The sequence below is a fragment of the Mucilaginibacter sp. UYNi724 genome (genome assembly GCF_054057495.1).
Genome location: NZ_JBSRZI010000011.1, coordinates 103,742 through 128,982 on the forward strand (window position 1 = coordinate 103,742; position 25,241 = coordinate 128,982).

Here is a 25,241-nt window from a genome sequence, read left to right on the forward strand (position 1 = left end):
AGCGGATAATTATTGTCGTTGAATTATATACAATGAATATCACCACCTTCAAGGCATTCCGCAGCCGCAACTACCGTTTATACTTTGCAGGTCAATCCGTATCGCTTATTGGTACGTGGATGCAGAAAACAGCAGTAAGCTGGGTTATCTACTCGCTTACCCATTCCACATTTATGCTGGGCGTTACACTTTTCGCCAGCCAGTTTCCGTCATTTTTATTGTCGCTTTTTGGCGGAGTGGTATCAGATAGGTACAACCGCTTCAGGGTACTATTATCCACGCAGGTTGCCTCAATGATACAGGCTACCATCCTTACTGTATTGGTGTTGCTAAAACATTACGAAGTTTGGGAGATATTGGCATTAAGCGTTGTGCTAGGCATTATTAACGCGTTCGACGTGCCCGCCAGGCAATCATTGGTTTATGAAATGATCGAGGATAAAAAGGACCTGCCTAACGCCTTGGCCCTTAACTCATCCATGGTAAACCTATCGCGATTAATTGGCCCCGGCATCGCCGGCTTTATATTAGAGTATTGGGGCGATGGGTTTTGCTTCGCGCTAAATGCAGGAAGCTTTATAGCGGTTATCGGATCGTTACTATTAATGCGTCTACCCAAATATGTGAAAACGGAACATAAGAAAAATGTATTTGGCGAGTTGCGGGAAGGGTTCGCGTATTTAAAAGCCACGCCATCTATTTCATTTGTGATATTGATGCTTGGGTTAATAAGCCTGTTGGTATTGCCATTTAGCACATTGATACCATACTATGCCCGTGAGGTTTTTAAAGGGAATGCCACAACATTCGGGGTGATTGATAGCGTTATTGGCCTCGGCGCATTTACCGGGGCTATATTCCTGGCATCGCTTAAGGCAGGAAGTAATTTGAAAAAGATCTTGAGCATCAACACGCTGGTGTTTGGTATTGGCCTGGCGTTGTTCTCGCACGAAAACACTTATTGGCTTGCGCTGGTATTTGCAACCATAGCGGGTTTCGGCATGATGTCACAGATCACCATCAGTAATACCCTAATACAAATAACAGTTGAGCCTGGCATGCGCGGAAGGGTGATCAGTTTTTATGCGATGGCGTTTTTTGGCTTACAACCAATTGGTGGCCTGTTGGTTGGATCGGTATCTAAATGGATAGGCGCGCCCGATACTATTTTGCTGGAAGGTGTCGCCGCGCTGCTAATTGGCTTGTTGCACTTCCGCTATCAGCGTAAAGAAAAACTGAGACAGAAAGATAACGTGATGGCTGTTGAAGAACACCACCTGCGGGCCGCAGTTTAACCCTTAAAATAACATAATTTAACGGGGTGTCAGCGTCACCACTGCCGAACACATCGTAAAATTACAAAAAGAACTAAAGGCAGACACTTACGATTGATGCAATATGCAAGGGCGTTTGATTTGATCTAATCTAACAAAACCAAAAAGGCCCGCTCATTTGAGCGGGCCTTTCAATAAGGAAGTTTAAACTTATTGTTTTACCGGGGCAGTTTCAGGGGCTTTACCTATCAGGTCCATAAACTGATCAAGTTTAGGGGTGATAATTATTTGCGTGCGCCTGTTTTGGGCTTTGCCGGTTGGCGTGTTGTTATCCGCAATTGGATTATACTCGCCACGGCCACCTGCGGTTAAACGTTTAGGATCTACTTGGTAAGTGTTTTGCAAAGCAAGCACTACTGACGATGCCCTTAAAGCACTCAGGTCCCAGTTGTTACGAATGTTTTTCATGGTAATAGGTACATTATCTGTATTACCTTCTATTAATACATCGTAATTTGAGTAATCTTTAATAATCTTTGCAATTTTGCTTAGGGTTATACCTGCTTTATCCGTCAGGTCATAACTGCCGGATTTATAAAGCATGTTATCAGCAAGAGAAATATAAACCACGCCCTTTAATACTTTAACGTCAACATCTTGTGTTTCCGATTGGCTTAACGAACGGGTTAGGTTATTGGTAAGCACCATGTTAAGCGAATCGCTTTTGTTTTTGGCATTAACCAATTGTTGAATGTATTTGTTAGAGCTATTTATTTCGTCGACCAGTTTAGAGATATTTAAGTTACCCTGCCCACTTGAGGTTAAACATTTGTCAAGGGCCGATTGTAGTTGTTTGTTGTTAGCTCGTTCTGACGCTAATTGTTCATCAAGGCTTTTAACACGTTCTTTTGCAAGGCCAAGGTTACGCTCGGTAAGCAGGTAACGGCCTTTCATTTCGCGGGTATTGCTGTCAAGCTTATCGTAGTTGGCTTGTAATTCTTTGTACTTTTTGCTGCTCACACAGCTGGAGGCTACCACTGCCATTATAAATAGCGAGGGTATCAATATTCGGAGTTTCATAAATGTTAAAATTAGTGAAAAAATTTAATTGTCTAACTCTAAACGAATTAGGAGTAATAAAGTTTTGATTGCCACAGTTACTCTACATCGTAATAACATTATCGCTAATATTTGTGGATGCATAGGGTTGTTGATACCTTGGCAATCTATAATAGAGGCAATGATAAGTACAGCAATATCCGGACAATCCAGATTAACAAATTTAAAATGCCCGGCATGTGGCGCGATGTATGATGCATCGCAACAAAATACTTTTTGTGTAAATGATGGATGCAACAGTACGCTTTTCGCGCAATACGATCTAAATCAGCCGCTTGATAAAGCTATCTTGAAAAACCGCCCGGCCAGTATGTGGCGTTACCGGGAGTTGTTGCCGGTTATTGATGATAAAAATATTGTGACCATGGGCGAGGGATTTACGCCCATTATCCCCGTTAAAAACCTTACTAACCATACTACAGGTAATCAGGTTTACTGGAAAAATGAAGCCGGTAACCCTACAGGGTCGTTCAAAGCGCGTGGCATTGGCATGGCGGTATCAAAAGCCAAAGAATTGGGTATAAAAATTATAGCAACCCCAACAGCAGGTAACGCAGGTGGTGCATTGGCAGCCTACGGCGCACGCGCAGGCGTAAAAGCTATTGTGTACATGCCCAAACTTACCCCGCAGGTATTTAAAGATGAATGCCGCTTATATGGTGCGGAACTGGTTGAGGTTGATGGTAACATTGCCGATTGTGGTAAATTGGTTGCAGATGGTGTTGCCGAACACGGCTGGTTTCAGATCTCCACCCTGAAAGAACCCTATCGTTTAGAAGGTAAAAAAACGATGGGCTTTGAAATTGCCGAACAGTTTGGTTGGCAGCTTCCCGATGTAATATTTTACCCCACAGGTGGCGGAACAGGCCTTATTGGCATTTGGAAGGCATTTGATGAGTTAGAACAGTTGGGGTGGATAGGCAGCAAACGCCCAAGAATGGTAGCTGTGCAATCTGAAAGCTGCGATGGCATTGTAACCGCTTTTAAATCAGGAAATTATAGTGCAAAATTTGTTGATGGCGGGTTTACCATTGCTAATGGCCTGCGGGTACCAAAATCATTCGCCGATAAAATAATATTGCAAGTGCTGCGCGATAGCAAGGGTACGGCGCTTACCATTAGCGATATAGAAATGAATGAGGGCATAAAAGAAGTTGCCCGCCACGAGGGTATGCTGATAGCACCTGAAGGCGCCGCCCTATGGCAGGCCTATAAAAAATTAAAAGCAACTAACTGGATAAAGCCCGGCGAAAACATTGTTTTGGTAAACACCGGGAGTGGATACAAATACCTGGAAAATATAGTAATCTAAATCACCAGAAAGCCTTTTTTTCACCCACAAGCGACCCTGAAAGTAGTTATTTGGCTACATTTTTGTACTGTAGAAACCAATTAAAACAAGCAGCATGTTAAAAGATTCAAAAGCGTTCAGCGGATTTTCTGTCAATGATATTGATGCCGCTTACCAATTTTACGGCGAAGTGTTGGGCCTGCAAGTTGAGAAGACTGAGGACATGGGCGGCATGGTTACTATCCATATCGAGGGTAACCAAAACAACATTTTGGTGTACAAAAAACCCAACCATCAGCCGGCTACTTACACCATTTTAAACTTCCCGGTTAAGGATGTGGAGGCAACCGTAAAGGAGTTAACTGCCCGAGGCGTAAAATTTGAGATCTATGATAGCGAATACCTAAAAACGGATGAACATGGCGTAGCCAAAGGCAACGGAGGCCCAACCATCGCCTGGTTTAAGGACCCTGCCGGTAACTTCCTTTCTGTACTTGATCCAACCTCCGCCCAATAGCGGCTGGTTAATTTCTAATTAATTTATTTTCAAAACCATTTGTTGTAAACGCCTGTTTACTTGTTAACTAAATATAATAAGTTATGGATAACAAACAGAATACAGGTAGCCCGGACAGAGACAGGATCAACGTAAACGAAGATTACGAATTACAATATTGGAGCGAAAAATTTGGTGTGAGCCGAGATGAGCTTAAGGAGGCTGTAAAAGCAGCTGGCACCTCGGTTGAAGCCGTACAGAAACAATTAAACAAATAATTGTACCGTCATGAGCCTGGAGAAATACGCCGAAAAACGAGATTTTACAAAAACCTCGGAACCCAAAGCCGGAAGAAGCAAGGATAAAGATAAACTGATGTTCGTGATCCAAAAGCACGATGCATCGCGCCTGCATTACGATTTTAGGCTGGAGATGGAAGGCGTATTAAAAAGCTGGGCCGTACCCAAAGGCCCCTCGACCGACCCCAAGAACAAACGACTGGCTATGATGGTGGAAGACCACCCATTCGACTATCGCAATTTTGAGGGGATCATCCCCCAAGGTGAATATGGCGGCGGTACTGTTATTATTTGGGACGAGGGCACCTATGAGCCTATCGAAGAAATAAAGGGCGGCAAAAAAGCACAGGAAAAACACCTGCTTAAACAGCTTAAGGACGGCTCACTTAAAATAAAGCTCCACGGCGAAAAGCTGGAAGGCGAATATGCCCTTGTGAAAACCCACGGCATGGGCGAGAACGGCTGGCTGCTTATTAAACACAAAGACGATTTTGCTTCTACTGCCGATATCACCAAGAAAGACAAATCAATCCTCTCCGGAAAAACCATTGAGAAGATGGAAAAAACCAGCGAAAAGGTTTGGAAAGATGGCGGGGAACAGGATATAGAAGAAGAAGAGCCAAAGAAGAAGTCGGTGTCTAAAAAAAAACTTCATGAGCCGATAGCAGACCTGGAAGAAGAGGCCGAGGAAACATCGATAAACAAGGACATTAATGCCAAGGACGTTTTAAAGAAAGCCCCCAAAGGCAAGATCCCAATCGGCATAAAGCCCATGTTAGCGACCTTAGTTAACGAGCCCTTTGATGACCCTGAATGGGTTTACGAGGTGAAATGGGATGGTTACCGCACGCTTGGCTTTGTCAATAAAGGCGAAGTGCAGCTGCTATCACGCAATAATAAGGATTTTAATGAGAAGTACTACCCGCTTAAAAAACTCCTGGAAACCTGGGGGTTAAATGTGGTTATAGATGGTGAGATTTTGGTGCTGAACGATAAAGGTGTATCAAACTTTGGCGCCTTACAAAACTGGCGTAGCGAGGCAGATGGTGAACTGGTGCTATATGTATTTGACATTCTTTGGTACGAGGGTAAAAACCTAATGGATCTGCCCCTGGTAGAACGCCAGGCCATTATGCGAGATGTGATACCTACAGATGACGACCGCGTGCGTATCAGCCAAACCTTTAAAGCCAACGGCACCGAATTTTTTGAAGCCGCCGGCAAAATAGGTCTCGAAGGTATTATGGCAAAACGCGGCAGCAGTACCTACGCACCGGATAACCGCTCTAAAGACTGGCTTAAAATAAAGATCAACAAACGACAGGAGGTTGTAATAGGGGGCTTTACCAAAAACGAAGGTACGGCAAAGCAGTTTAGTTCGCTTTTATTAGGTGTTTACGAGGAGGGCAAATTCCTGTATGCTGGTAAGGTAGGCACGGGCTTTTCAGATAAACTACAAAAGGAGATGATGGCAATGTTTACGCCATTGATTGTAGATAAGGTGCCGTTTACCAGCGAGCCGGATGTAAATAAGCCATCACGTTTTCGCCCCAATCCGCCGAGGGCAAAAGCAACCTGGCTAAAACCCGAATTGGTTTGCGAAGTCAGCTTTGCCGAAGTAACCAGCGACGGCGTATTTCGCCATCCATCGTTCGAGGGGATGCGGGTTGACAAAAAAGCAAAAGAGGTAGTGCGTGAAACTGAAGCCGATACCAACGAAATTGTTGAAGAAGAGGAGCAGCGTCCCGAAAAGAAAAAAGAGCCTCAACATAAAATTGTAGCCGCCCCAAAAGACGCTGTTAAGCGTACCCTCCTTAACCCCAAAGAAGAAACGCAGGTGAAAAAGATCTGCGGGCACGACCTAAAGTTTACCCACCTCAGCAAGATTTACTGGCCCGAGGATGGCATCACCAAGCGCGATATGTTCAACTATTATTACCAGGTAGCGGAATATATTTTGCCTTATTTGAAAGACAGGCCGCAATCGCTAAACCGATTCCCTAATGGCATCCATGGGCCCAGCTTTTACCAGAAGGATGTACGGGGCAAATCGCCGGATTGGGTGAAGACTTTTCCGTACACTACCAGCGATGGCGAGGATAAGGATTACCTGGTAGGGCATGATGAAGCCACCCTGCTTTGGATGGCATCGTTGGGTTGTATCGAGATGAATCCATGGTTCAGTCGCGTGCAGTCGCCGGATAACCCGGATTATTGCATCATCGACCTCGACCCTGACAAAAATACTTTCGACCAGGTGATAGAAGCCGCGCAGGAAGTAAAAAAAGTGCTGGATGCCATAGATGTTCCAAGCTACTGCAAAACGTCCGGCTCAACGGGTATGCATATTTACATCCCGCTCGCGGCGAAATATGATTACGACCAGTCGCAGATGTTTGCCCGTTTGATCGTCAACATTGTACACGAGCAAATTCCCGATTATACTTCGCTTGAACGTATGATCAAGAATCGCAACGGTAAAATGTACCTTGATTTTCTTCAAAACCGCCCCGGCGCAACTATTGCAGGCCCATACTCGCTTCGGCCAAAGCCCGGCGCAACCGTTTCCATGCCACTGCACTGGGACGAGGTAAAGCCCGGCCTTACAATGAAACATTTTACCATTCACAACTCCATAGCTCGCCTTAAGAAAGAAGGTGACCTGTTTAAAGGTGTGCTTGGCGAAGGCATTGATCTGGAAAAAACGATCAAAAAAGCGCAGAGTATATTTAAGTAACGAACGTTCCGGTAGAGACGCGATACTTCGCCTCACTTTGCATAAAACACATAGCTGGTTCAAGTTTATCGCAGCGTAACTTGGACCTAAAATATTGTAAGCTTTAGCTTACGCAAGCAGAACGCTTGCTACATTTTGGGTCGAAGTTGAAAACTTCGACCAGTGAAGTAAATATCCCCTTCTGTCATCCTGAGCGATAGCGAAGGATCTATTATCGAACTCTCCCTCGCAGACTTAGCGGGCGGAGATCAGATGCTTCGCTATCGCTCAGCATGACAATCTTTTATAAAACGAGCATGATAAACGGGACGTTAGCTCTCCTAAATGCGGCCTTAGCGCGTTGCGGATAGTACAGGCATCGCCTCACCACACCCTTTAACAGCGACGCGGTACAGCCGCGTGTTTTTTCTTTGGTTACTTTCTTTTTTGCGACAAAAAAGAAGGTAACATCCACTAACGATTCATATTACTCACTGCCATTCCTAACGAAGCCCCAATCGCCTGCTATGCCTAAAGAGATTGCCGCGTCGCTATCGCTCCTCGCAATGACGCGTGAGAGGATGTAGATAAAAAAATTATTATCCTCATAATCAACTTTTTAAATCAATTCTAAAAGAAATCCTAATTAATTAGTTGTAATACTAATTTATTAGTAGTACACTTGTTTTATAATTATAATTTATGCAAAAGCTGGCTAAGCGCGAAGAACAAATAATGCAGGTATTTTGGAAACTGGGTAAGGCTTTTATAAAAGAAGTGATCCCAGAGATGCCGGATCCTAAGCCGCACTATAACTCGGTAGCAACTATGGTGAAGATACTGGAAGAGAAAGGCTTTTTAAATCATGACACCATTGGTAATATTTACCATTATTACCCAAAGGTAACCCGCGAAGAATATCAGAAGCATGCTATGAAGGATATTGTGAGCCAATACTTTGATGATTCGTACCCCAGCATGCTGGCCTTTTTTGCCAAAGAGCAAAAAATAAGTGAGCACGAACTACAAGAGATCTTAAACCTGATTAAAACCAACAAGAAATGATACCATACGTTTTGCATGTTGCACTGTTAATAAGCGTTTGCCTTTTGTTTTACAAGTTGCTATTACAAAACGAAACGTTCCATCACCTTAACCGGTGGGTGCTGCTGGCCTGCCTGGTCTTAACCTTTATATTGCCCTTAATGCGTGTGCCTCAACAATGGGCGTTCAGGAAAGCGCCGGAAGCAATCGTAAACACACCTACACCTGTAAAAACAGGGCTTGAAGTGATTAAGCCCACGCAAACTTATGAACAGGAAAAAACACCGCAAGAAACTGTTGCCGCAAATCCGGTTACAGAAAAGTCGTTTATTGAAACAGCGGCATCATTTACCCCTCAGCTTTTAAAATGGGCGTTATGGCTTTACTGGTGTGGTGTAGCAGCATTTGGATTAAACCTTTTGCTGCAGGTGATAGTGCTTATGCGCCAGGCTTATAAAAGCCAGGCCATACAAAATGGCCAATACCGAATTGTAGAATTGGATACCGATAAAGCCCCATGCTCGTTCGGCAATTATATTTTTATAAACCCTGCAAAATACGATTGGGAAACCTACAGCCAGATTCTGCTGCATGAAAAGATCCACGTTAAACAGGGCCATAGCATAGATCTGCTTCTGTCGGAGTTGATGCTGGTATTTCAATGGTTTAACCCATTTGCCTGGCTTTACCGCAAGGAGCTGGAGAACAACCTCGAGTTTTTGACCGACAGCGATGTGCTGAACAATAATGAAGTAGAACGCGAAATGTACCAGATGAGCTTGCTAAAAGTATCGGTTCCCAACCTGTCGCTACGCATAACAACAAACTACAACCAATCACTTCTTAAAAAACGAATAGTTATGATGAACGCAAAAAGATCAAACATACACACCACCTGGAAATACTTTTTTCTGCTGCCACTTATGGCATTTTTAATGTGTGCTTTTAACGAGCCAATGGCAAACCGCCTGCCTATATTACAAACAACAGAAAGTAGAATCAATACCGACATTGATTATGAAGGCACCTGGACCGCAATTATAAAAGATGAAAAAATTGACATACAGTTCAATAGCGACGGAAACCGCAACCATATGAGTAACAGTAATTTTTTGGTGAGTGAATTTAAACCATTTTTGCCAAACAAATCTGAAAGCGATTTTAAGCTGGTACGCGAAGCGGGAACCATGAACTTTACAGGTAAATTTACCGGCTATAAAGGAAGCGGGCATTACAAATTTGTAAGAAATGCCGAATATATTACCTATCTAAAAAGCCAGGGCATAACCGATATTGAGCAAAACGATGAGTTGGCATTTTTTATGATCAACATAAAAAAGAGCTACGTTGCCATGATGCATCGCCAGGGATACAAAAACCTTTCAAAAGGTGACCTGATCGCCACCGCCGCTTTAGGTGTGGATGAGCCGTACATTATATCGCTTAAACAAAACGGATTCCCCGACATTAGTACGCAGGACTTGATAACCGGTAAAGCAATGGGTATTACAGGACTGTACATCAGCGAGATCCGTAAGGCCGGCTACCCAAAAGTATCTTTTGAAAAACTGGTTAGCTTTAAAGCGCAGGGTATAAACGGCCAATATATTTCTAAGTTTAAAACAGCAAGGGGAGCCGCGCCGGATAAAACAAAGGCCACTGCTAAAAACAATAATGCCGACGAAGACAATGCAGATGATATGATAGCCTACAAGGCCTTAGGTGTTGATGATAACTATGTAAAAGGCTTAAAAAACGCCGGCTTAAACAAATTGAGCAGCAGCGACCTTACCGGGATGAAGGCCGTAGGCGTTACCCCGGAGTATGTTGCCGGATTTAAACATGCGGGTTACGATGTATCGGCAGACGATATTTTATCTATGAAAGCGTTAGGCATCACCCCCGAGTACCTGAACAGCTTTAAAAACGCCGGGTTCAAGATAGATGCCGACAAAGCCGCCGGTTTAAAAGCCTTGGGTGTTACTGCAGATTATATAAAGAGCTTTAAGGGGATGGGCTTTAAAGATCTTTCTTTAGACGATGCAACGGCTTTAAAGGCCTTGGGGATCACGCCCCAGTATGTTACAAACATGCGCGAGAAAGGATTTAAATCGAATGATATTAATAAATATATTACGATGAAGTCCGCGTTTTAAGCCTTACTAATTGATAATTGAGAAGGCCGGACCTGTAAGGGGCCGGCTTTTTTTATGTTGCCAAAGTGCGTTTATCGCACCATTGATGAATTTTATGATATAATCCTTATACAGGCTCAGCTCGCATAGATATTATATTTTAAGCCGCCAACTGTACTTCCACCTTATTTATAAGCGCGGACATATCAAAAGGCTTATGGAGTATGTCATCCGGTGCACCGGCCTGGTTTAAGGTGGCTTCTATGTCATCTTCTGCAGAGCAAATGATAACAGGGGTGTCCTTGGTGGATTTATTAAGCTTTAAAATTTTGCAGATGTCGCGCCCATCCATTCCCGGCATGTTTGCATCGATGATCAGCAGGTCGGGATGGCTGTTTTGTACCTCCTCTATCACATGGTCGCCATTGGGTAGCGAAGATACCTCATAGCCGCTATTGATAAGGATGTAACTCATTACATCCAATATCAGTTCATTATCGTCAACTATTAATATTCTCTTGCACATAATACAAGGTTATGCAAAGCCCGTGCCGTAAATTATTACGCCGTTAATATACAGGCAATTAAAGCGGGTATCGAGCACAAAAATAGCTGAAATTAAAAAGCATAAGATGCTTACACCTTATGCTATCAAATATAATAGGCGGCTAAGCCGCCAGATATGTATTAAATATGGATGAAAAATTCGCTGGCCGGGCGGCGAACTTTCGCGGCATTGGCTGTGGCATCATCTTCAGAACGGTAACCAATGGTGGCCATAACGGTTGCTGTTAAGCCTTTTTCCTTTAAACTTAACACTTCATCAAAGCCGGCCGGGTCAAAACCTTCCATCGGGCAAATATCTACATCCTGGTCTGCAGCAGCAGTAATCAAAACACCTAAGCCAATGTATGCTTGCTTTTGCGCCCAAATCAATAGTTGCTCTGGCGTACGGCCCTTTATGGCTCCTAATACCATTCCCTCAAAGCCTGCTAAAGCCTCGCGCGGAATGTTGCGTGTAACAGCAACATTGTCTATGTATTTTTTACCAAAATCTTCATTGATATTTGTTTCGGCAGCGAATACAATAAGTTGTGAAGCATCGGTAATTTGCGGTTGACCGTAACCTACAGCTTTTAATTTTTCGCGTGTCTCAGCGTCCTCAATCACTAATATGCGGTAATGTTGTAAGCCTATTGATGAAGGCGCAAGTTGCACGGCATCTAATATGGCTTGTAATTTATCGGCAGGTATTTTTTTTGTCGTGTCGAACTTTTTGGTGGCGTAGCGCCATTTTAGTTTATCTACTAGGGACATGTTATTTTCTTATTTAGTTATCCGGAAGTAAATGTAGATGTTGCAACACGCATAAAAGTCATAGAGAAGTAATACTACTATAATGGTAGATAATTTTAGAACTCGTTGGCTGTAGAGCGAAGGTCGCCGTATTCTTCGCCCTCGAAATAAGCGGTGTTTAAGGTAGGATCAAGCTCAAAATTCCAGTAGGAGTGCTGGTTATTCAAGTCATTTACAATAGCCGAGCAGCTGAAGGTAAGCTGCAACTTATAATTAACGCGGATGCGCCCTTTCAGCGTAACGGCATCAAAGCGTTTTACCTCAAATGTAAGGGCATCAAATTTTGATGAACCAAATTTGTCCCTGTTCTCCTCCGTTAACGCTTCCAATAATAAATTGTAGGGCTGCATACCGCGTTTAAATAGAGCTTCGACGGTTGCTTGTAAAGCGTCGTTATCCCTCGGTATATTAAAACCTTCCGTTAATGTGATATCGAACCTTTCCTGCATGGTTAAGGCATGCGGTCTTTTAACTCGTTAACCTTTTCTTTGCCCTCGTCCTTCAGGCGGTTCTTTTCGGCTTTTATTTCTTTTCTGGTACGGCCGGCGGTGTCTACGTTATCAACTTTAAGTTTATAATCGGCTTTCACTTTTTCAATTTCAAGCTTAAGCCGGGCTTTAATGGCATCGTTCGTTTCCTCTATTTTTTTCTCCATTTTAGCCGCGGTAGTATCTTTTTTACCGAAGATCCGCTGGAAGAAATTTGGTTTTTTAGGCTCTTCAAAAACGGGCGCGGCAACACCCACGCCGCCACCGCCTTCGTCTTCGGTTTGGTGCATCAGGCTATCGGCAACAGCAGTATCAACAGGTGCAATGGTTTTGCGCAACCCCTCGCGCAGGCGAACGCTGTAAAAGCCGTACGCGCTGGTATCACGGGGCGTAAGGCCTTTGCCGGCCATCAACCGGCCTATGAGGTTAAAGTAGCCGTGCAAGCCCTGCCTAAGGCTGCCATCAGGCTGAAAAGCATATAAGCCCGCTTTAGGTTTAGGAACAATGCTGGCCAGGAAAATACTTTCGCCAATGGTTAACTGAGACGGGGATTTATCGAAGTAATACCTTGATGCTTCGCCAATGCCGTAAATACCCCGGCCCCATTCAATAATGTTAAAGTAAACCTCCAGCATGCGGTTTTTGCTCATAATACGGTTATTCTCTATCAACCATACGATCAGTATCTCCTCTATCTTACGCGACAGGGTTTTGTTCCTGCTCAGGAAAGCATTTTTTATCAGCTGCATGGAAATGGTACTGCCGCCGCGTTTAAATTTCTTTTCCTTAATATCCGTAATGATAGATTTGCGGATAGACTCGTCCACAAAGCCACGGTTGGTGTAAAATGAAGGATCCTCGGCCGTCATCACCGCGTTGCGCACGTTTGGCGAAATTTGTTCTAATGGCGTAAAGTTTGATGCCCCGGCCCCGATGGTATGCGGAGGCATAGCTTTGCCCTCTTCGTAAGGCGTGTAAACAAAGGTATTATTAAGCTTGCCAAGGTCGGCACGGCCATATTTCAGGATCTTAAAATCGCCGTCCTTTCGCAGGCGAGAATCAAATACCAAATCGTCCAGATGTGCACGGTTTAAGTACATATTTAAGCTGTAATTAAGCTTGCCGGTTACCTTAATGCCTTCTAACGACTCAAACATCCCTGTAGGGAACGAATCAAAAACGTCCTGCGCGTTTATCCAGTCGGTGTTTACCTTTGCCTCGTAAACTTTAACCGGGTTAAGCGTGTATTTGAAATATGGACTGGCCGTTAATTTTTTGAGGTGGATAACCGATGAACTGTCTAACGATACATAATTTCGCCCTACAAAAACATTGGCATCAATTGCCCCGTAAGGCACTACAATATCGCTTACAGATAGCCCGGGATGGTTTAACAACAGGTTACGCACACTCCATGAACTATAGATTTTGGTTTCGCCGCCGCTGTTTTTAACGTTACTTAGCTTGGTGCTGATGGTATCAAAATTCAGCTTCAGCTTAAATTTCTTTTCGATGATGGGCAACTCTACCTTTTTGCCTTCGGCGTATAAATGTACGTCGATGTCTTTGTCAGATGGCACCATCTTGCCATCGATATGCCAAATTGCATCACCGTTATTTACGTTGATGGTAGACGCTAGCTTACCATCTTTAATGATAGCCTTTTGGGCCAGCAGGTTAAATTTAGTGCTATCGTCCACAAAACTTATTTTAAAGTTATGCAACGAGAGGTTATCGGGTATCTTATAAAGCACCTCGTTGATAAGATTGTTGGAGAGCTCGGACAGGTCAACCTTATTGCCGGTGTTGGTGGTGTCTTTTTTCTTCTTGAACAGGAAATCGAAGTTTTTTACCCCTTTAACGCTGGTAAGGTTTAAGAAGCCATCCTGTAATATCACATCGGCCAGTTTTATATTGCCAAATATCAATGGAAATATCTTAACGCTTACACTAAAATTCTTGATAGCCAGCAGGCTGTCACGCTGGAACGGAACTATGCTAATATCGGTAAAAGCTACTGTACTTAAGCCCGTAAAACTTGCCGACCCTATTTTTACATCTAAATTATAATCCCTTTTTGCTTTTGCTTTAGCTTTGTAGATAGCTTTTTGGAGCAGTACCTCGCGTTTTGAGTAGGCAACATATCCGCCTATTAGCATAATAACTACTAATATTAGAACGGTTATACCTGCAATACGGATATATTTGGGGTTGATACGGCGCATATTGAAACTTTGCTTCAAAACTAAACTAAATATGATGGTGCAAACGGTTGCAAACTGCAAATTGTTTTCTTAACAAACGCATACCGGTACCTGTTTTCGTATTTTTACGATGAAATATATATGGAATTTACTAAAGAACAAGTTTTACAAGCCCTTGGAAATGTTGAAGAACCCGATCTGAAAAAAGACCTGGTTACCCTTAACATGATCCAGGATATACATATTGATGGCAACAAACTGACCTTTTCGGTTGTGCTTACTACACCGGCATGCCCGCTTAAGGCATTAATTGAAAATGCATGCCGCAATGCTATCAGCCACTTCATTAGCAAAGAGATAGCGGTTACCGTGAACATGACATCGCAGGTTACTACCCAACGTAACACGGGGGTGCCGGGTGTTAAAAACATCATCGCGGTAGCATCCGGTAAGGGCGGGGTAGGTAAATCTACCGTATCGGTCAATCTGGCGCTGGCACTTTCAAAAACGGGCGCTAAAGTCGGTTTGATAGATGCGGATATTTATGGCCCATCTATCCCGATCATGTTTGGCCTGGAGGGTGTGCGCCCTAAGGCAACACAGGAGAACGGCAAAACACGCATAGAGCCGATTGAAAAATTTGGCATAAAATTGCTTTCGATAGGTTTCTTTACAGATCCTAATCAACCTGTGCCCTGGCGCGGGCCAATGGTATCAACCGCGGTTAAACAATTATTTAACGATGCCGACTGGGGAGAACTGGATTATTTAGTGATAGACCTGCCACCGGGCACGGGCGATATCCATATTACGGTTACACAAAGCTTCCCGATTACGGGGGCTGTAATTGTTACCACGCCGCAAAATGTTGCCCTGGCGGATGCTAAAAAAGGTATCGGGATGTTTATGATGCCAGCCATTAACGTACCTATTATGGGAGTGGTAGAGAACATGGCCTACTTTACCCCGGCAGAACTGCCAGATAACAAATATTACATTTTTGGAGAAGGCGGTGGCCGCAAGCTGGCGCAAACGTTAGATGTGCCCTTTTTGGGAGAGATACCGTTAATTAAGGGCATCAGCGACTCTGGTGACGCGGGCCGGCCGATAGTGATGGACGACGATAGTGTAATGACTACTGCATTTATGGAAATGGCGAGGCGTGTTGCCCAGCAAGTTTCTATTTGTAACGCCCAAAGGGCCGATGGTGCACCAAAACCCTCCCCGGTTGGGTAGGGCTTAAAAAAGTCTCCCTTATTGGGGGAGATTTACAGGGGGCGTATAAGGATGTTGATTTTTATTAATAACTTTACTTTATAATTTAAATAGATAATGAGTTTAACAGACAGGGTGGAAGCAGCGTTGGATACCATAAGGCCTTACTTAGAGGCAGATGGCGGTAACGTTTCTGTTGAAGAAATAACCCCTGAAGGTGTTGTGAAGGTAAAACTATTGGGGTCATGCGGATCATGCCCCATGAGCATCATGACGTTGAAGGCAGGAATTGAACAGGCCATTTTAAAGGCCGTTCCGGAAATTACCGGCATTGAAGCGATGAACCTAACCGACATTGATGACCCTAATGCGGTGCTTCCCGAAAACTTAAGATAGTGTTAATAAGTGTTAAATACGTATATTGATAATTTTCAATGATGTATTTTTACCTGCTTGTTTATACACGGCAGGTAATTTGCGTTAATGTAATAAATGAAAAGATTAATTGGCATATTGTTTTTACTGACATCCTTATCAGCATTTTCTCAGCAAAAAGAGAAACCGCTGATACAGTTTACGGGTGTGGTGTACAATGCCGATAGCGCCGGTGTGGTTGTGCCTTACGTAACGGTAACAAACAAAAGCAGCCACAACACGGTAAATATTACCAACTATAAAGGTTATTTTTCTTTTGTAGCGCACGAGCAGGATTCCCTGCAGTTTACCGCTATTGGTTTTGCACCCGCTACGGTTGTGATACCTGAAAACATTAAAAGCAAAAGCTATACCGTACATGTTACCATAAAACAGCAAATGATAAACCTGCCAATGGTAAGGGTTTTTCCATGGGCTACTACTGATGAGTTCCGCAAAGATTTTGTAAACGCCAAAATAGCGGATGACGACCTGGAGATCGCCCGTAAAAACATAAGCCGCAGCTCTATTGCAGCCATGACAAATACTTTGCCCCGTGATGGACAGGAGATTCAGTCTGCAAACGCGCAATACATGCACCAGGATATTGTTAACCAGCACTCGCGTACCAATCCTTTACTTAACCCGCTTGCTTGGGGCAGTTTGATCAAGTCGATCACTGACGGGGACAGTAAATAAGGTGTAGTGATTAGAGGTTAGTTAATTAGTGATTAGTTTAAACATAGAAATAATAAAAAAGCAGGATGGTAAACATCCTGCTTTTTTCGTTTATATAAAGTTTTGTTTCAGAAAGATAGGCCCTGATCTCCAATCAACCAATCACTAATCTCTACCTTCCCTTCTTAGCCGCCGGGAATTTCATGCGATAATCTACATCTACGGCGCCTTTAGAGATATCATTAAGGCGTTTTTCTATCAGGCGTTTACGCAAGGGGCTTAGTTTATCGGTAAATAATTTACCTTCTATATGGTCGTATTCGTGTTGGATAACACGGGCTGCCATACCGCTGATCGTTTCTTCGTGATGTTTCCAGTTTTCGTCGTAATACGAGATCTTAATGGTAGGCTTGCGGCTTACATCTTCGCGGATATCCGGGATGCTCAGGCAGCCTTCGTTAAAAGACCATTCTTCGCCGGTTTCTTCCAGGATGGTTGCATTGATAAATGCTTTTTTGAAATCCTTAAGCGCAGGCTCTTCATCGTCAAATGGCGTAACGTCTACTACAAACAAACGCATAGACATACCCACCTGTGGGGCTGCCAAACCAACACCGCGGGCACCGTACATGGTATCAAACATGTTTCCCACTAATTCTTTGATGTGCGGGTACTCATCTGGTTCAATAGACGTGGCCTTTTTCCTTAAAACAGGGTCGCCGTATGCTATTATAGGATATTTCATAGTGCAAAGGTAGAAGTTTTCTTATTTAGGCTCAAATAATAAGGTTATCATACGGTCATTATCGAAGATCTCGTTGCTGATGTCCAGCAGGTCTTCGGCGGTAACAGCGTTTATTTTGGCAAAAATATCTTCAAGCGAATCTATCCGCCCAAAATCCATCAGGCTTTTAGCCATAGAAATAATGAGGCTCATGCGGCTTTCTTCGGCCAGGGCTATCTGCCCAATAAATTTCTCTTTAGCCTGTTTAAGCTGTATCGTTCCAAGCTTATTGTCGCGTAGTTTTTTCAATTCTTTATGTACCAACCTAAGGGCTTTATCGGCTTTCTCGGCATCGGTACCAAAGTAAATGGAAAAGATACCGGTATCGGTTAACGAGGTATAATTAGATTCGATGGTGTAAGCGATGCCATACTTCTCGCGGATCTCGAGGTTTAAGCGGTTGCTCATGCCCATGCCGCCCAAAACGTTGTTAAGTAACAGCAAACCATATTTGTTTTGATGTGCCGATGGATAGGCCCTGCTGCCCAAAATGCAATGCGTTTGCGAAATGGGTTTCTTTAAGGTATAGATACCCCTGCTTATTGGCTCGGGCGCTATGCGATGTTTTTGATTCGTGTTTTCGGGCACGCTGCCAAAATATTTTTCGCAAAGCTTAACCAGTTTTTTAAAATCGTAGTCGCCATAAACGGCGAAGATCATCTGGTGGGTATTATTATTGGCGGTGATGAATTGTTTTATATCCGCACCATTCAATACGCCAACACTTTCGGGCGTGCCTAAAATATTGTTGCCTATGGGGTGGCCTTTAAAAAGGTACTCCTCAAAATCATCCTGGATGGCCTCTTCGGGCTGGTCCAGGTATGACGAGATCTCGTCCAATATCACACCACGTTCTTTTTCCATCTCATCTTCGGGGAAGGTAGAGTGGAACAGGATATCCTCGAACAGATCTACCGTGCGCTCTAAATGCTGTTTTAGTAACGACGCGTGGATACAGGTATATTCTTTGGTTGTGTAAGCATTAAGGTCGGCACCAACAAGCTCCAGTCGGTTCAGGATCTGCGGGGTATTCCGCCTTTCGGTTTCTTTAAATAATAGGTGTTCAATAAAATGCGCTAGGCCTTCTTTTTGAGGCAACTCATCGCGCGAACCCGCGTTAAGCACAAAACAGCAATGTGTGATAGGCGAAGGCGAATGTTTAAATAATATGCGGATGCCGTTTGGCAGCGCGTGAACCTGGTGATCTGTCATAAAACGTTCAAAGATAGCGTATAAACGTGCAAATTGTTTGGTATTGCTTATGTTTACCTCATGAAATTACAAATTGCCGACCTTGAATTTGAACCCATGTACTCGCACGAGGCTATACAGCAACGTATTGTTGAACTTGCGCAGGCAATAAATGATGATTTTGAAGGCCGCCAACCCATATTTGTAGGGATCCTGAACGGAAGTTTCATGTTTGCATCAGACCTGTTGAAGGAAATTGTTGTGCCATGCGAAGTAACCTTTACCAAACTGGCATCGTACTTTGGCGGACTATCGAGCACCCGCACCATCCGCGATGATTTCGATTTGCATGTAAACATAACCGGGAAAGATGTTATCCTGCTGGAAGATATCATAGATAGGGGCAATACAATAAAATACCTTATAGAAAAACTAATGGTGCGCAACCCGGCATCCATTACGGTATGCACCCTGCTTTACAAACCCGATTCTGTTGAGCACAGCATCGAAGAATTAAAGTACGTAGCCTTCCAGATCCCAAATAAGTTTGTAGTAGGTTACGGTTTGGATTATCGCGAGTTGGGCAGGAATTTGAGGGGGATTTATCAGAGGGTAGGGTAACTCTCGATGATTCAATTGATTTTCAATAATAGGAGAACTTCGGCAATTACAATTACTTGCATAATTTGCTGGGCGTGTGCATTTATTAATCTTAAATTATTTCCAAGCTATTCTTTTGGTCTTTTTATTTGGCTGCCTGCGGTGCTGGGGGCTTTGTCAACTATATTATATGCCTATAAAAATGAGGTAAGAAAGATATCTTGTTTCAAGTTGACCTTAGCAACGCTTTTGATTTTTTGTTTGGGATTATTAACCTTCGCATTTGAAGGGGTTATCTGCATTGTGATGGCCGCCCCAATAGGGATGTTGTTTTCATGGCTTGGTTATTTGATAGGTTATGAAGTCGTTCGGAGCAAAACGGTTAATCCATCATTGATTGCGATATTTTTAGTATTATCGATGCCCATAATAAGTGGGTTTGAATACCTTAAAAGCAAGAGTGATACAGAGCAATTAAGATCTGTTACCACTCGTATAATAATAAACTCCTCGCCTGAGTCTGTTTGGAAAAATGTGATTCAATTCCCGCAATTAACCCCACCTTCGGAACTGATTTTTAAAGCGGGAATAGCTTATCCGATTAACGCCAAGATTGACGGCGTTGGAGTCGGCGCCATCAGGCAATGTAATTTCTCAACAGGAAGTTTTGTTGAGCCAATAACTGTTTGGCAGGAACCACATCTTCTTAAGTTTGATGTAGATGAGCAACCGGAAACGATGAAAGAAATTAGCCTTTACAATCTTCATCCCAATCATTTACATGGCTACTTTGTTTCTAAACACGGGCAGTTTAATATAATAAAATTGAAAAATGGCGGCACATTATTAGAGGGTACCACGTGGTATAGTAATAAGATTAAGCCTGGTATATATTGGAACCTTTGGTGTGATTTTATTATTCATAAAATCCACGAACGTGTTTTAGATCATATCAAAGCTGAATCTGAGAAAGCCGATTAAACTGGCTGAACCACCGTCATCTCACTCAATATTTCCAACGCTTCATCAATATTTCCAATGCGCTCTATGCTTAGGCGGAGGGTGTTTTTTACTTCTTTAAGGTTGGTGCGGCGCGGGTTGCGTTGTACAAATTCCAGTACTTCCTTAAACGCGTCTGTTTCAAAATAGGCCGATTGCTGGTTGGTAATAAAGTAGCCGCGCAGTACATTCTTCTTTAACGATACCTTCTCAAAGCCGATTGCCTTGCCCAGCCATTGCAGGCGCATGGAGTTCAGTAAGTCGTGTACTTGTGGCGGGATAGGGCCAAACCTGTCATGCAGTTGCTGTTTAAAGGCCTGCAATTCGGTTTCGTTATCCAGCTTGCTAAGTTCGGTGTATAGGTTATAGCGTTCGCCAATGTTGGTTACATATTCATCAGGGATCAAAATTTCCTGGTCGGTATCTATCTGCGTGAACGATACGTACGGCCTTGGCTTATCATCGGGAAATACGCCTTTAAACTCGTCTTCCTTCAGCTCCTGGATAGCTTCGTCCAATATCTTATGGTACATGTCAAAGCCTATTTCGGCTATAAAACCACTTTGTTCAGCCCCCAGTAAGTTACCGCTGCCGCGGATGTCCAGATCACGCATGGCTACGTTAAAGCCGCTGCCCAGGTCGCTAAATTCTTCTATCGCGCTCAGGCGTTTGCGTGCTTCGTTGGTTAAGGTACTTAACGGCGGACTAAGCAAATAACAATACGCCTTTTTATTGCTTCGCCCAACGCGGCCACGCATCTGGTGCAGATCGCTAAGGCCGAACATGTGGGCGTGGTTAATGATGATGGTATTGGCGTTGGGGATATCCAAACCAGCCTCGATAATGGTTGTTGCCACCAACACATCGTACTCGTGGTTCACAAACTTTAGCATTACATCTTCCAGTGCATCGCCTTCTAACTGGCCGTGAGCAATACCTATGCGGGCTTTTGGCACCAGCTTGTGGATCATGCCGCCAAGCTGCGGTAGATCTGCAACGCGGTTATGGATAAAGAACACCTGGCCGTCCCGGTCTATCTCTTGCTGTACCGCGTCTTTTATCAGCGTATCGTTAAATACGTGCAACTCGGTAACTACCGGCTGGCGGTTTGGTGGCGGGGTAGATATAATGGACAGGTCGCGCGCGCCCATTAACGAAAAGTGCAGCGTACGCGGTATAGGCGTAGCGGTTAGCGTTAGCGTATCTACATTGGCGCGCATGTGTTTTAGCTTTTCCTTTACAGATACACCAAACTTTTGCTCCTCATCTATGATCATCAACCCCAGATCCTTAAACTTTACATCCTTGCTCACCAAACGGTGTGTGCCTATGATGATATCTACCTTGCCTTCTTTAAGCCCGGCAAGGGTGTCTTTAATCTGCTTGCTGGTTTTAAAGCGGTTCACATAATCAATGTTCACCGGGAAGCCCTTAAGCCTATCACTAAATGTTTTGTAATGCTGGGCCGCTAAAATGGTGGTAGGCACTAATATGGCTACCTGCTTGCTATCTGCAACGGCCTTGAAGGCGGCACGCACGGCTATCTCGGTTTTGCCAAAGCCCACGTCGCCACATATCAGCCTATCCATAGGATGCGGCGATTCCATGTCTTTTTTGAAATCAACAGTGGCTTTTTCCTGGTCGGGCGTATCCTCGTAAAGGAAGGATGCTTCCAACTCGGTTTGCAAGTAACTATCGGGCGAAAAGGCATTCCCTTCCTGTGCTTTGCGCAGGGCGTAAAGCTTGATCAAGTCGCGGGCAATGTCCTTAACTTTTTTTTTTGTTGTTTTCTTAAGGCGTTCCCAAGTATCCGTTCCCAGCTTGTTCATGCGGGGTTCAGTGCCCTCTTTACCGCTGTATTTGCTGATGCGGTTAAGGGAATTTATGTTTACGTACAGCAGGTCGTTATCGGCATAAACCAACCGGATCATTTCCTGCGTTTTACCGTTCACCTCCACTTTTTCCAGGCCCGCGTATTTGCCAATACCGTGATCGATATGGGTTACAAAATCGCCGGGCTTAAGGTCGCGCAGCTCTTTTAGCGTGATGGCTTGCGAACGTTGGTAACCCTTTTTAAGCTTGTATTTATAATAGCGATCAAATATTTGGTGATCGGTGTAGCAAGCCAGTTTTTGTTCGCGATCTATAAAACCCTCGCGGATGCTGATGCTCACGGGGGTGAACTTTACGGTTTTATCCAGATCTTCCAGAATAGCGTAGAGGCGTTCTACCTGCCTTGCAGAATCGGTTAGAATGTAATTCTCGATCTTTTCGGCCTCGTTATTTTTAAAGTTATGGATCAGTAGGCTGAAATCCTTATTAAACGATGGCTGCGGGCGCATGTCAAAATGGATAGGCGTGGCATCGGTATAAAAAAATTGCTTGCCAAATTCAACCAACGGAAAATCATGCAGTTGGTCGGCAATTAGTTTCTCATCAGTAAAGCTAAATTTAGGGTCTATCCAATCTGGGTTTTGGTTTTTTTCATCAGCAGATAAAGCCTTCCAAAGTTGAGTGGCCTTTTTGTGACCGGTTTGGATAATATCCAGCGTAAACTGCACATCTTTTATCCATACTTGCGTACCGGGTTCTACATATTCCAGCAGGGAGATGTTATTCTCCGTCAGGAATTTAGATTGTACATTGGGTACAATGGTGATGTTTTTTACCTGCTCAACCGAAAGTTGGCTCTCTATCTCAAAGGTGCGGATAGATTCTATAATGTCGCCAAAAAACTCCACCCGGTAAGGCAATTCGTGCGAGAAGGAGAAAATATCCACAATACCACCACGTACCGAAAACTGTCCCGGTTCATAAACAAACTCTACGCGGTCAAAATCATACTCCACCAAAAACTCGGTGATAAAGTCTATATTCAGTTTATTGTTGACGGAGATCTCCAGCGTATTCTTTTCCAGGGAGGCACGGTCTATCACCTTTTCGGCCAATGCCTCGGGGTAGGTTACGATAAGCTGGCCGTATTCGGTAGAATGGTTAAGTTCGTTCAGTACCTCGGCGCGCGCCAAAACGTTGGCACTATCGGGCTGGGTAAATTCAAATGGTTTACGGTATGATGATGGGAAAAGCAAGGCCTCTTTACCGGTAAGATTCTCCAGATCGGCCAAAAAGTAAGAGGCTTCTTCGCGTTCGGGCAACACAAATACCATGTGCTTGTGCTGTAAAAAATACAACGCTGCCGCCATGGCCGCATCACCCGATCCGACTAAACCACGAAGCTGAACCCTTGGACTTTTACCGGCATTTAAAGCTTGCGCCAATGCCTTTATCCGCTCGTCGGCCTTGTATCTCTCTAATATATCACGGATGTTCAAAACGTTGTAAATATAGGTAAAAAAGCCTTTTTTAAACAGGCCTAACTATTTATCATAAAATTAAAGCAAACAATTTGCGCTTATGTTTACTTTTAAATGATATTTTGAAATCGCAAAAGTACCAAACTTTATACAACATGAAAAACTCAGTAATATTTGGATTAATAATAGGTGTTTTAAGCTTAATTTGGCTTTTTGTAATGCGCCAAACAGGCTATAACTTGTCAGACAGTAAAGCAAACCCAATAGAATACGTATCTATACTAATACCAGCCATAGGTTTATTTTTCGGCGTAAAGCAATTTCGCGATGGCGAACTTAAAGGCAAAATGGGCTTCCTGGAAGCGTTGATACAAAGCTTTAAGATACTATTGGTTGGCGGCGTATTTGCCGTATTTGCGGGCATCATATTTATAAACTGGGGTAACGGCGATAGTAACGACACAACTTTCCAGAGTTTTAGCGGCCGTATTTTTGGCGCCCTGCTTGTTGGTGTAATAGAGGCTTTTGCAGTATCTTTATTGCTTACCACCAAAAGCAACCGTGTCGATTAGGAAAATATTTAACCGGTATTTCGAATTAATCTTCTGGATTTTGGCGTTGGCCTGCCTGGCGTTTACTAACCCGGCAGGCCAGAGCCATTTTAGTTTGTGCCCGCTAAAGCTGCTCGGCATTACCTGGTGCCCGGGCTGCGGCCTTGGGCATGCTATTTCTTATTTGTTTAGGGGCGATGTTAAAAACTCGTTTCATGCCCATTGGCTCGGCATCCCCGTTCTGCTGCTTTTATTATACCGCATCTGCACGCTTCTTATAAATAAGCAATATAACTTTATCGCCCCACGTCGGTAAACAAATCCCTGCCGTATTTCGCCGAATAAATTACCACGCTTACCGATGCTTTATATCTGGTTGCCTATTATCCGTAGGCTAATTTGCCATTCGATAGTAGTTTTACATCATCAAATCACACAATAAAACTTAAAAAGATGAACACTTACAATCCTTATATGTCACTGCCAGGCATCACAACAGAGGAAATGGCAGTTTTACATCAAGCAACAAACGACTTGACAGACGCCCAAAAACAAAACTTTTACATGATCTATTCAGGCAAAAGGCGCAGCCCTCAGGACATCCTGATATTTACATTGCTTGGCTTTATCGGCATAGCCGGTGTGCAACGCTTTTTAGTTGGCCAAACATTGATGGGTCTGTTCTATTTTTTCACCGGCGGCTTTTGTTTGATCGGTACCATTGTTGACCTTATAAACCACCAATCATTGGCGAACGAGTACAACCAGAAAATGGCTTACGAGAGCTTCCAGATAGCTAAAATGGGCGGCTTCAATCAATAATAATTAAGTTATATAAATTAAAATCCTAAACCATATCACAATCATGAAAAATTTGAAAATACCTGCAACCCATAAATTAGTGTCACGCTTTGACAAAGAACTAATGAGCATTTTAATGAACGACCTTAAAACACTTAAGGCCCGTAACCTTAAACACGCGGCTTTATAAGGCTACCTAAACCTTATCACAATACAAAGAATCAAAACGAGGTAAGAATTGGCAAACCGGCAACGGTTGGCGCCAAAGAAAA

At 43.6% G+C, this 25,241-nt stretch carries 24 protein-coding genes; 16 read left to right on the top strand and 8 right to left on the bottom strand.

Annotated elements, in window-relative coordinates:
- Positions 1–32: 32 nt before the first annotated feature.
- Positions 33–1,295, top strand: coding sequence for an MFS transporter (locus tag ACVW0P_RS16090; protein WP_457132996.1), 1,263 nt, complete (start codon positions 33–35; stop codon positions 1,293–1,295).
- Positions 1,296–1,484: 189 nt separating this feature from the next.
- Here the strand turns inward: ACVW0P_RS16090 and ACVW0P_RS16095 are convergent, their stop codons facing one another.
- Entirely contained in the window at positions 1,485–2,354 is an 870-nt protein-coding gene (locus ACVW0P_RS16095; RefSeq protein WP_457132997.1) for an OmpA/MotB family protein, read from the bottom strand.
- Positions 2,355–2,514: 160 nt separating this feature from the next.
- Here ACVW0P_RS16095 and ACVW0P_RS16100 point away from each other — a divergent pair, with 160 nt between their 5' ends.
- The 6 genes from ACVW0P_RS16100 to ACVW0P_RS16125 all read left to right on the top strand — a co-directional run bounded on the left by ACVW0P_RS16100 (position 2,515) and on the right by ACVW0P_RS16125 (position 10,395).
- A complete protein-coding gene (locus ACVW0P_RS16100; RefSeq protein ID WP_457132998.1) occupies positions 2,515–3,705 on the top strand; it encodes a threonine synthase in 1,191 nt (396 codons plus the stop codon).
- 94 nt (positions 3,706–3,799) lie between these two features.
- A complete protein-coding gene (locus ACVW0P_RS16105; protein ID WP_354427010.1) occupies positions 3,800–4,201 on the top strand; it encodes a VOC family protein in 402 nt (133 codons plus the stop codon).
- 83 nt (positions 4,202–4,284) lie between these two features.
- On the top strand, positions 4,285–4,458 hold the full coding sequence (locus tag ACVW0P_RS16110; RefSeq protein WP_354427009.1) for a DUF3606 domain-containing protein: 174 nt from the start codon (positions 4,285–4,287) through the stop codon (positions 4,456–4,458).
- Positions 4,459–4,468: 10 nt separating this feature from the next.
- On the top strand, positions 4,469–7,216 hold the full coding sequence (ligD, locus tag ACVW0P_RS16115) for a DNA ligase D (protein WP_457132999.1): 2,748 nt from the start codon (positions 4,469–4,471) through the stop codon (positions 7,214–7,216).
- A 681-nt stretch (positions 7,217–7,897) separates the two neighbouring features.
- Entirely contained in the window at positions 7,898–8,260 is a 363-nt protein-coding gene (locus ACVW0P_RS16120; protein ID WP_457133000.1) for a BlaI/MecI/CopY family transcriptional regulator, read from the top strand.
- Complete coding sequence (locus tag ACVW0P_RS16125) at positions 8,257–10,395, top strand: M56 family metallopeptidase (RefSeq protein WP_457133001.1); 2,139 nt, start codon at positions 8,257–8,259, stop codon at positions 10,393–10,395. The genes ACVW0P_RS16120 and ACVW0P_RS16125 overlap by 4 nt, the downstream gene beginning before the upstream one ends.
- 139 nt (positions 10,396–10,534) lie before the next feature.
- Here the strand turns inward: ACVW0P_RS16125 and ACVW0P_RS16130 are convergent, their stop codons facing one another.
- The 4 genes from ACVW0P_RS16130 to ACVW0P_RS16145 all read right to left on the bottom strand — a co-directional run bounded on the left by ACVW0P_RS16130 (position 10,535) and on the right by ACVW0P_RS16145 (position 14,461).
- Complete coding sequence (locus tag ACVW0P_RS16130; protein WP_457133002.1) at positions 10,535–10,900, bottom strand: response regulator; 366 nt, start codon at positions 10,898–10,900, stop codon at positions 10,535–10,537.
- Positions 10,901–11,061: 161 nt separating this feature from the next.
- Positions 11,062–11,691, bottom strand: a complete 630-nt coding sequence (locus tag ACVW0P_RS16135) for an NAD(P)H-dependent oxidoreductase (protein WP_457133003.1) — start codon at positions 11,689–11,691, stop codon at positions 11,062–11,064.
- A gap of 95 nt (positions 11,692–11,786) precedes the next feature.
- Entirely contained in the window at positions 11,787–12,179 is a 393-nt protein-coding gene (locus ACVW0P_RS16140) for a hypothetical protein (RefSeq protein ID WP_457133004.1), read from the bottom strand.
- Positions 12,180–12,181: 2 nt separating this feature from the next.
- Entirely contained in the window at positions 12,182–14,461 is a 2,280-nt protein-coding gene (locus ACVW0P_RS16145) for a transglycosylase domain-containing protein (protein WP_457133005.1), read from the bottom strand.
- Between the two features lie 102 nt (positions 14,462–14,563).
- Between ACVW0P_RS16145 and ACVW0P_RS16150 the strand changes: the two genes are divergently transcribed.
- The 3 genes from ACVW0P_RS16150 (at position 14,564) to ACVW0P_RS16160 (ending at position 16,750) form a co-directional block, all read left to right on the top strand.
- Positions 14,564–15,658, top strand: coding sequence for an Mrp/NBP35 family ATP-binding protein (locus ACVW0P_RS16150; RefSeq protein ID WP_457133006.1), 1,095 nt, complete (start codon positions 14,564–14,566; stop codon positions 15,656–15,658).
- A 96-nt stretch (positions 15,659–15,754) separates the two neighbouring features.
- Positions 15,755–16,033: a NifU family protein gene (locus ACVW0P_RS16155; protein WP_354427000.1), complete on the top strand. Its 279-nt coding sequence runs from the start codon at positions 15,755–15,757 to the stop codon at positions 16,031–16,033.
- Between the two features lie 96 nt (positions 16,034–16,129).
- Positions 16,130–16,750 carry a carboxypeptidase-like regulatory domain-containing protein gene (locus ACVW0P_RS16160; protein WP_457133007.1) on the top strand — a complete coding sequence of 207 codons (621 nt, stop codon included), beginning with the start codon at positions 16,130–16,132 and terminating at the stop codon, positions 16,748–16,750.
- Between the two features lie 151 nt (positions 16,751–16,901).
- On the opposite strand, the gene def is transcribed toward ACVW0P_RS16160, so the two are convergent.
- Both def and ACVW0P_RS16170 read right to left on the bottom strand, forming a co-directional pair.
- A complete protein-coding gene (gene def, locus ACVW0P_RS16165) occupies positions 16,902–17,474 on the bottom strand; it encodes a peptide deformylase (RefSeq protein ID WP_354426998.1) in 573 nt (190 codons plus the stop codon).
- 21 nt (positions 17,475–17,495) lie between these two features.
- Positions 17,496–18,725: a M16 family metallopeptidase gene (locus ACVW0P_RS16170; protein WP_457133008.1), complete on the bottom strand. Its 1,230-nt coding sequence runs from the start codon at positions 18,723–18,725 to the stop codon at positions 17,496–17,498.
- Positions 18,726–18,785: 60 nt separating this feature from the next.
- Between ACVW0P_RS16170 and hpt the strand changes: the two genes are divergently transcribed.
- Positions 18,786–19,325 (top strand): hypoxanthine phosphoribosyltransferase, encoded by a 540-nt coding sequence (gene hpt / locus ACVW0P_RS16175; protein ID WP_457133009.1) that lies wholly within the window; start codon positions 18,786–18,788, stop codon positions 19,323–19,325.
- A 6-nt stretch (positions 19,326–19,331) separates the two neighbouring features.
- Complete coding sequence (locus ACVW0P_RS16180; RefSeq protein ID WP_457133010.1) at positions 19,332–20,285, top strand: hypothetical protein; 954 nt, start codon at positions 19,332–19,334, stop codon at positions 20,283–20,285.
- On the opposite strand, the gene mfd is transcribed toward ACVW0P_RS16180, so the two are convergent.
- Positions 20,282–23,635: a transcription-repair coupling factor gene (gene mfd / locus ACVW0P_RS16185; protein WP_457133011.1), complete on the bottom strand. Its 3,354-nt coding sequence runs from the start codon at positions 23,633–23,635 to the stop codon at positions 20,282–20,284. The two genes, ACVW0P_RS16180 and mfd, sit on opposite strands and share 4 nt — an antisense overlap.
- A 137-nt stretch (positions 23,636–23,772) precedes the next feature.
- Between mfd and ACVW0P_RS16190 the strand changes: the two genes are divergently transcribed.
- The 4 genes from ACVW0P_RS16190 to ACVW0P_RS16205 all read left to right on the top strand — a co-directional run bounded on the left by ACVW0P_RS16190 (position 23,773) and on the right by ACVW0P_RS16205 (position 25,159).
- Positions 23,773–24,189 carry a DUF4199 domain-containing protein gene (locus ACVW0P_RS16190; RefSeq protein ID WP_354426993.1) on the top strand — a complete coding sequence of 139 codons (417 nt, stop codon included), beginning with the start codon at positions 23,773–23,775 and terminating at the stop codon, positions 24,187–24,189.
- Positions 24,179–24,484 carry a DUF2752 domain-containing protein gene (locus ACVW0P_RS16195; protein ID WP_457133012.1) on the top strand — a complete coding sequence of 102 codons (306 nt, stop codon included), beginning with the start codon at positions 24,179–24,181 and terminating at the stop codon, positions 24,482–24,484. The genes ACVW0P_RS16190 and ACVW0P_RS16195 overlap by 11 nt, the downstream gene beginning before the upstream one ends.
- Before the next feature lie 137 nt (positions 24,485–24,621).
- Positions 24,622–24,990: a TM2 domain-containing protein gene (locus ACVW0P_RS16200; RefSeq protein WP_354426991.1), complete on the top strand. Its 369-nt coding sequence runs from the start codon at positions 24,622–24,624 to the stop codon at positions 24,988–24,990.
- Between the two features lie 43 nt (positions 24,991–25,033).
- The gene (locus ACVW0P_RS16205; protein ID WP_457133013.1) at positions 25,034–25,159 is read left to right on the top strand and encodes a hypothetical protein; all 126 of its coding nucleotides are present in this window, start codon (positions 25,034–25,036) and stop codon (positions 25,157–25,159) included.
- Positions 25,160–25,241 lie beyond the last annotated feature (82 nt).

Bases quoted from the DNA above. Each gene is read 5' to 3' on its own strand.
- ACVW0P_RS16090 (WP_457132996.1), top strand. From the start codon at position 33: ATGAATATCACCACCTTCAAGGCATTCCGCAGCCGCAACTACCGTTTA.
- ACVW0P_RS16095 (WP_457132997.1), bottom strand. From the start codon at position 2,354: ATGAAACTCCGAATATTGATACCCTCGCTATTTATAATGGCAGTGGTA.
- ACVW0P_RS16100 (WP_457132998.1), top strand. From the start codon at position 2,515: ATGATAAGTACAGCAATATCCGGACAATCCAGATTAACAAATTTAAAA.
- ACVW0P_RS16105 (WP_354427010.1), top strand. From the start codon at position 3,800: ATGTTAAAAGATTCAAAAGCGTTCAGCGGATTTTCTGTCAATGATATT.
- ACVW0P_RS16110 (WP_354427009.1), top strand. From the start codon at position 4,285: ATGGATAACAAACAGAATACAGGTAGCCCGGACAGAGACAGGATCAAC.
- ligD (WP_457132999.1), top strand. From the start codon at position 4,469: ATGAGCCTGGAGAAATACGCCGAAAAACGAGATTTTACAAAAACCTCG.
- ACVW0P_RS16120 (WP_457133000.1), top strand. From the start codon at position 7,898: ATGCAAAAGCTGGCTAAGCGCGAAGAACAAATAATGCAGGTATTTTGG.
- ACVW0P_RS16125 (WP_457133001.1), top strand. From the start codon at position 8,257: ATGATACCATACGTTTTGCATGTTGCACTGTTAATAAGCGTTTGCCTT.
- ACVW0P_RS16130 (WP_457133002.1), bottom strand. From the start codon at position 10,900: ATGTGCAAGAGAATATTAATAGTTGACGATAATGAACTGATATTGGAT.
- ACVW0P_RS16135 (WP_457133003.1), bottom strand. From the start codon at position 11,691: ATGTCCCTAGTAGATAAACTAAAATGGCGCTACGCCACCAAAAAGTTC.
- ACVW0P_RS16140 (WP_457133004.1), bottom strand. From the start codon at position 12,179: ATGCAGGAAAGGTTCGATATCACATTAACGGAAGGTTTTAATATACCG.
- ACVW0P_RS16150 (WP_457133006.1), top strand. From the start codon at position 14,564: ATGGAATTTACTAAAGAACAAGTTTTACAAGCCCTTGGAAATGTTGAA.
- ACVW0P_RS16155 (WP_354427000.1), top strand. From the start codon at position 15,755: ATGAGTTTAACAGACAGGGTGGAAGCAGCGTTGGATACCATAAGGCCT.
- ACVW0P_RS16160 (WP_457133007.1), top strand. From the start codon at position 16,130: ATGAAAAGATTAATTGGCATATTGTTTTTACTGACATCCTTATCAGCA.
- def (WP_354426998.1), bottom strand. From the start codon at position 17,474: ATGAAATATCCTATAATAGCATACGGCGACCCTGTTTTAAGGAAAAAG.
- ACVW0P_RS16170 (WP_457133008.1), bottom strand. From the start codon at position 18,725: ATGACAGATCACCAGGTTCACGCGCTGCCAAACGGCATCCGCATATTA.
- hpt (WP_457133009.1), top strand. From the start codon at position 18,786: ATGAAATTACAAATTGCCGACCTTGAATTTGAACCCATGTACTCGCAC.
- ACVW0P_RS16180 (WP_457133010.1), top strand. From the start codon at position 19,332: ATGATTCAATTGATTTTCAATAATAGGAGAACTTCGGCAATTACAATT.
- ACVW0P_RS16190 (WP_354426993.1), top strand. From the start codon at position 23,773: ATGAAAAACTCAGTAATATTTGGATTAATAATAGGTGTTTTAAGCTTA.
- ACVW0P_RS16200 (WP_354426991.1), top strand. From the start codon at position 24,622: ATGAACACTTACAATCCTTATATGTCACTGCCAGGCATCACAACAGAG.
- ACVW0P_RS16205 (WP_457133013.1), top strand. From the start codon at position 25,034: ATGAAAAATTTGAAAATACCTGCAACCCATAAATTAGTGTCACGCTTT.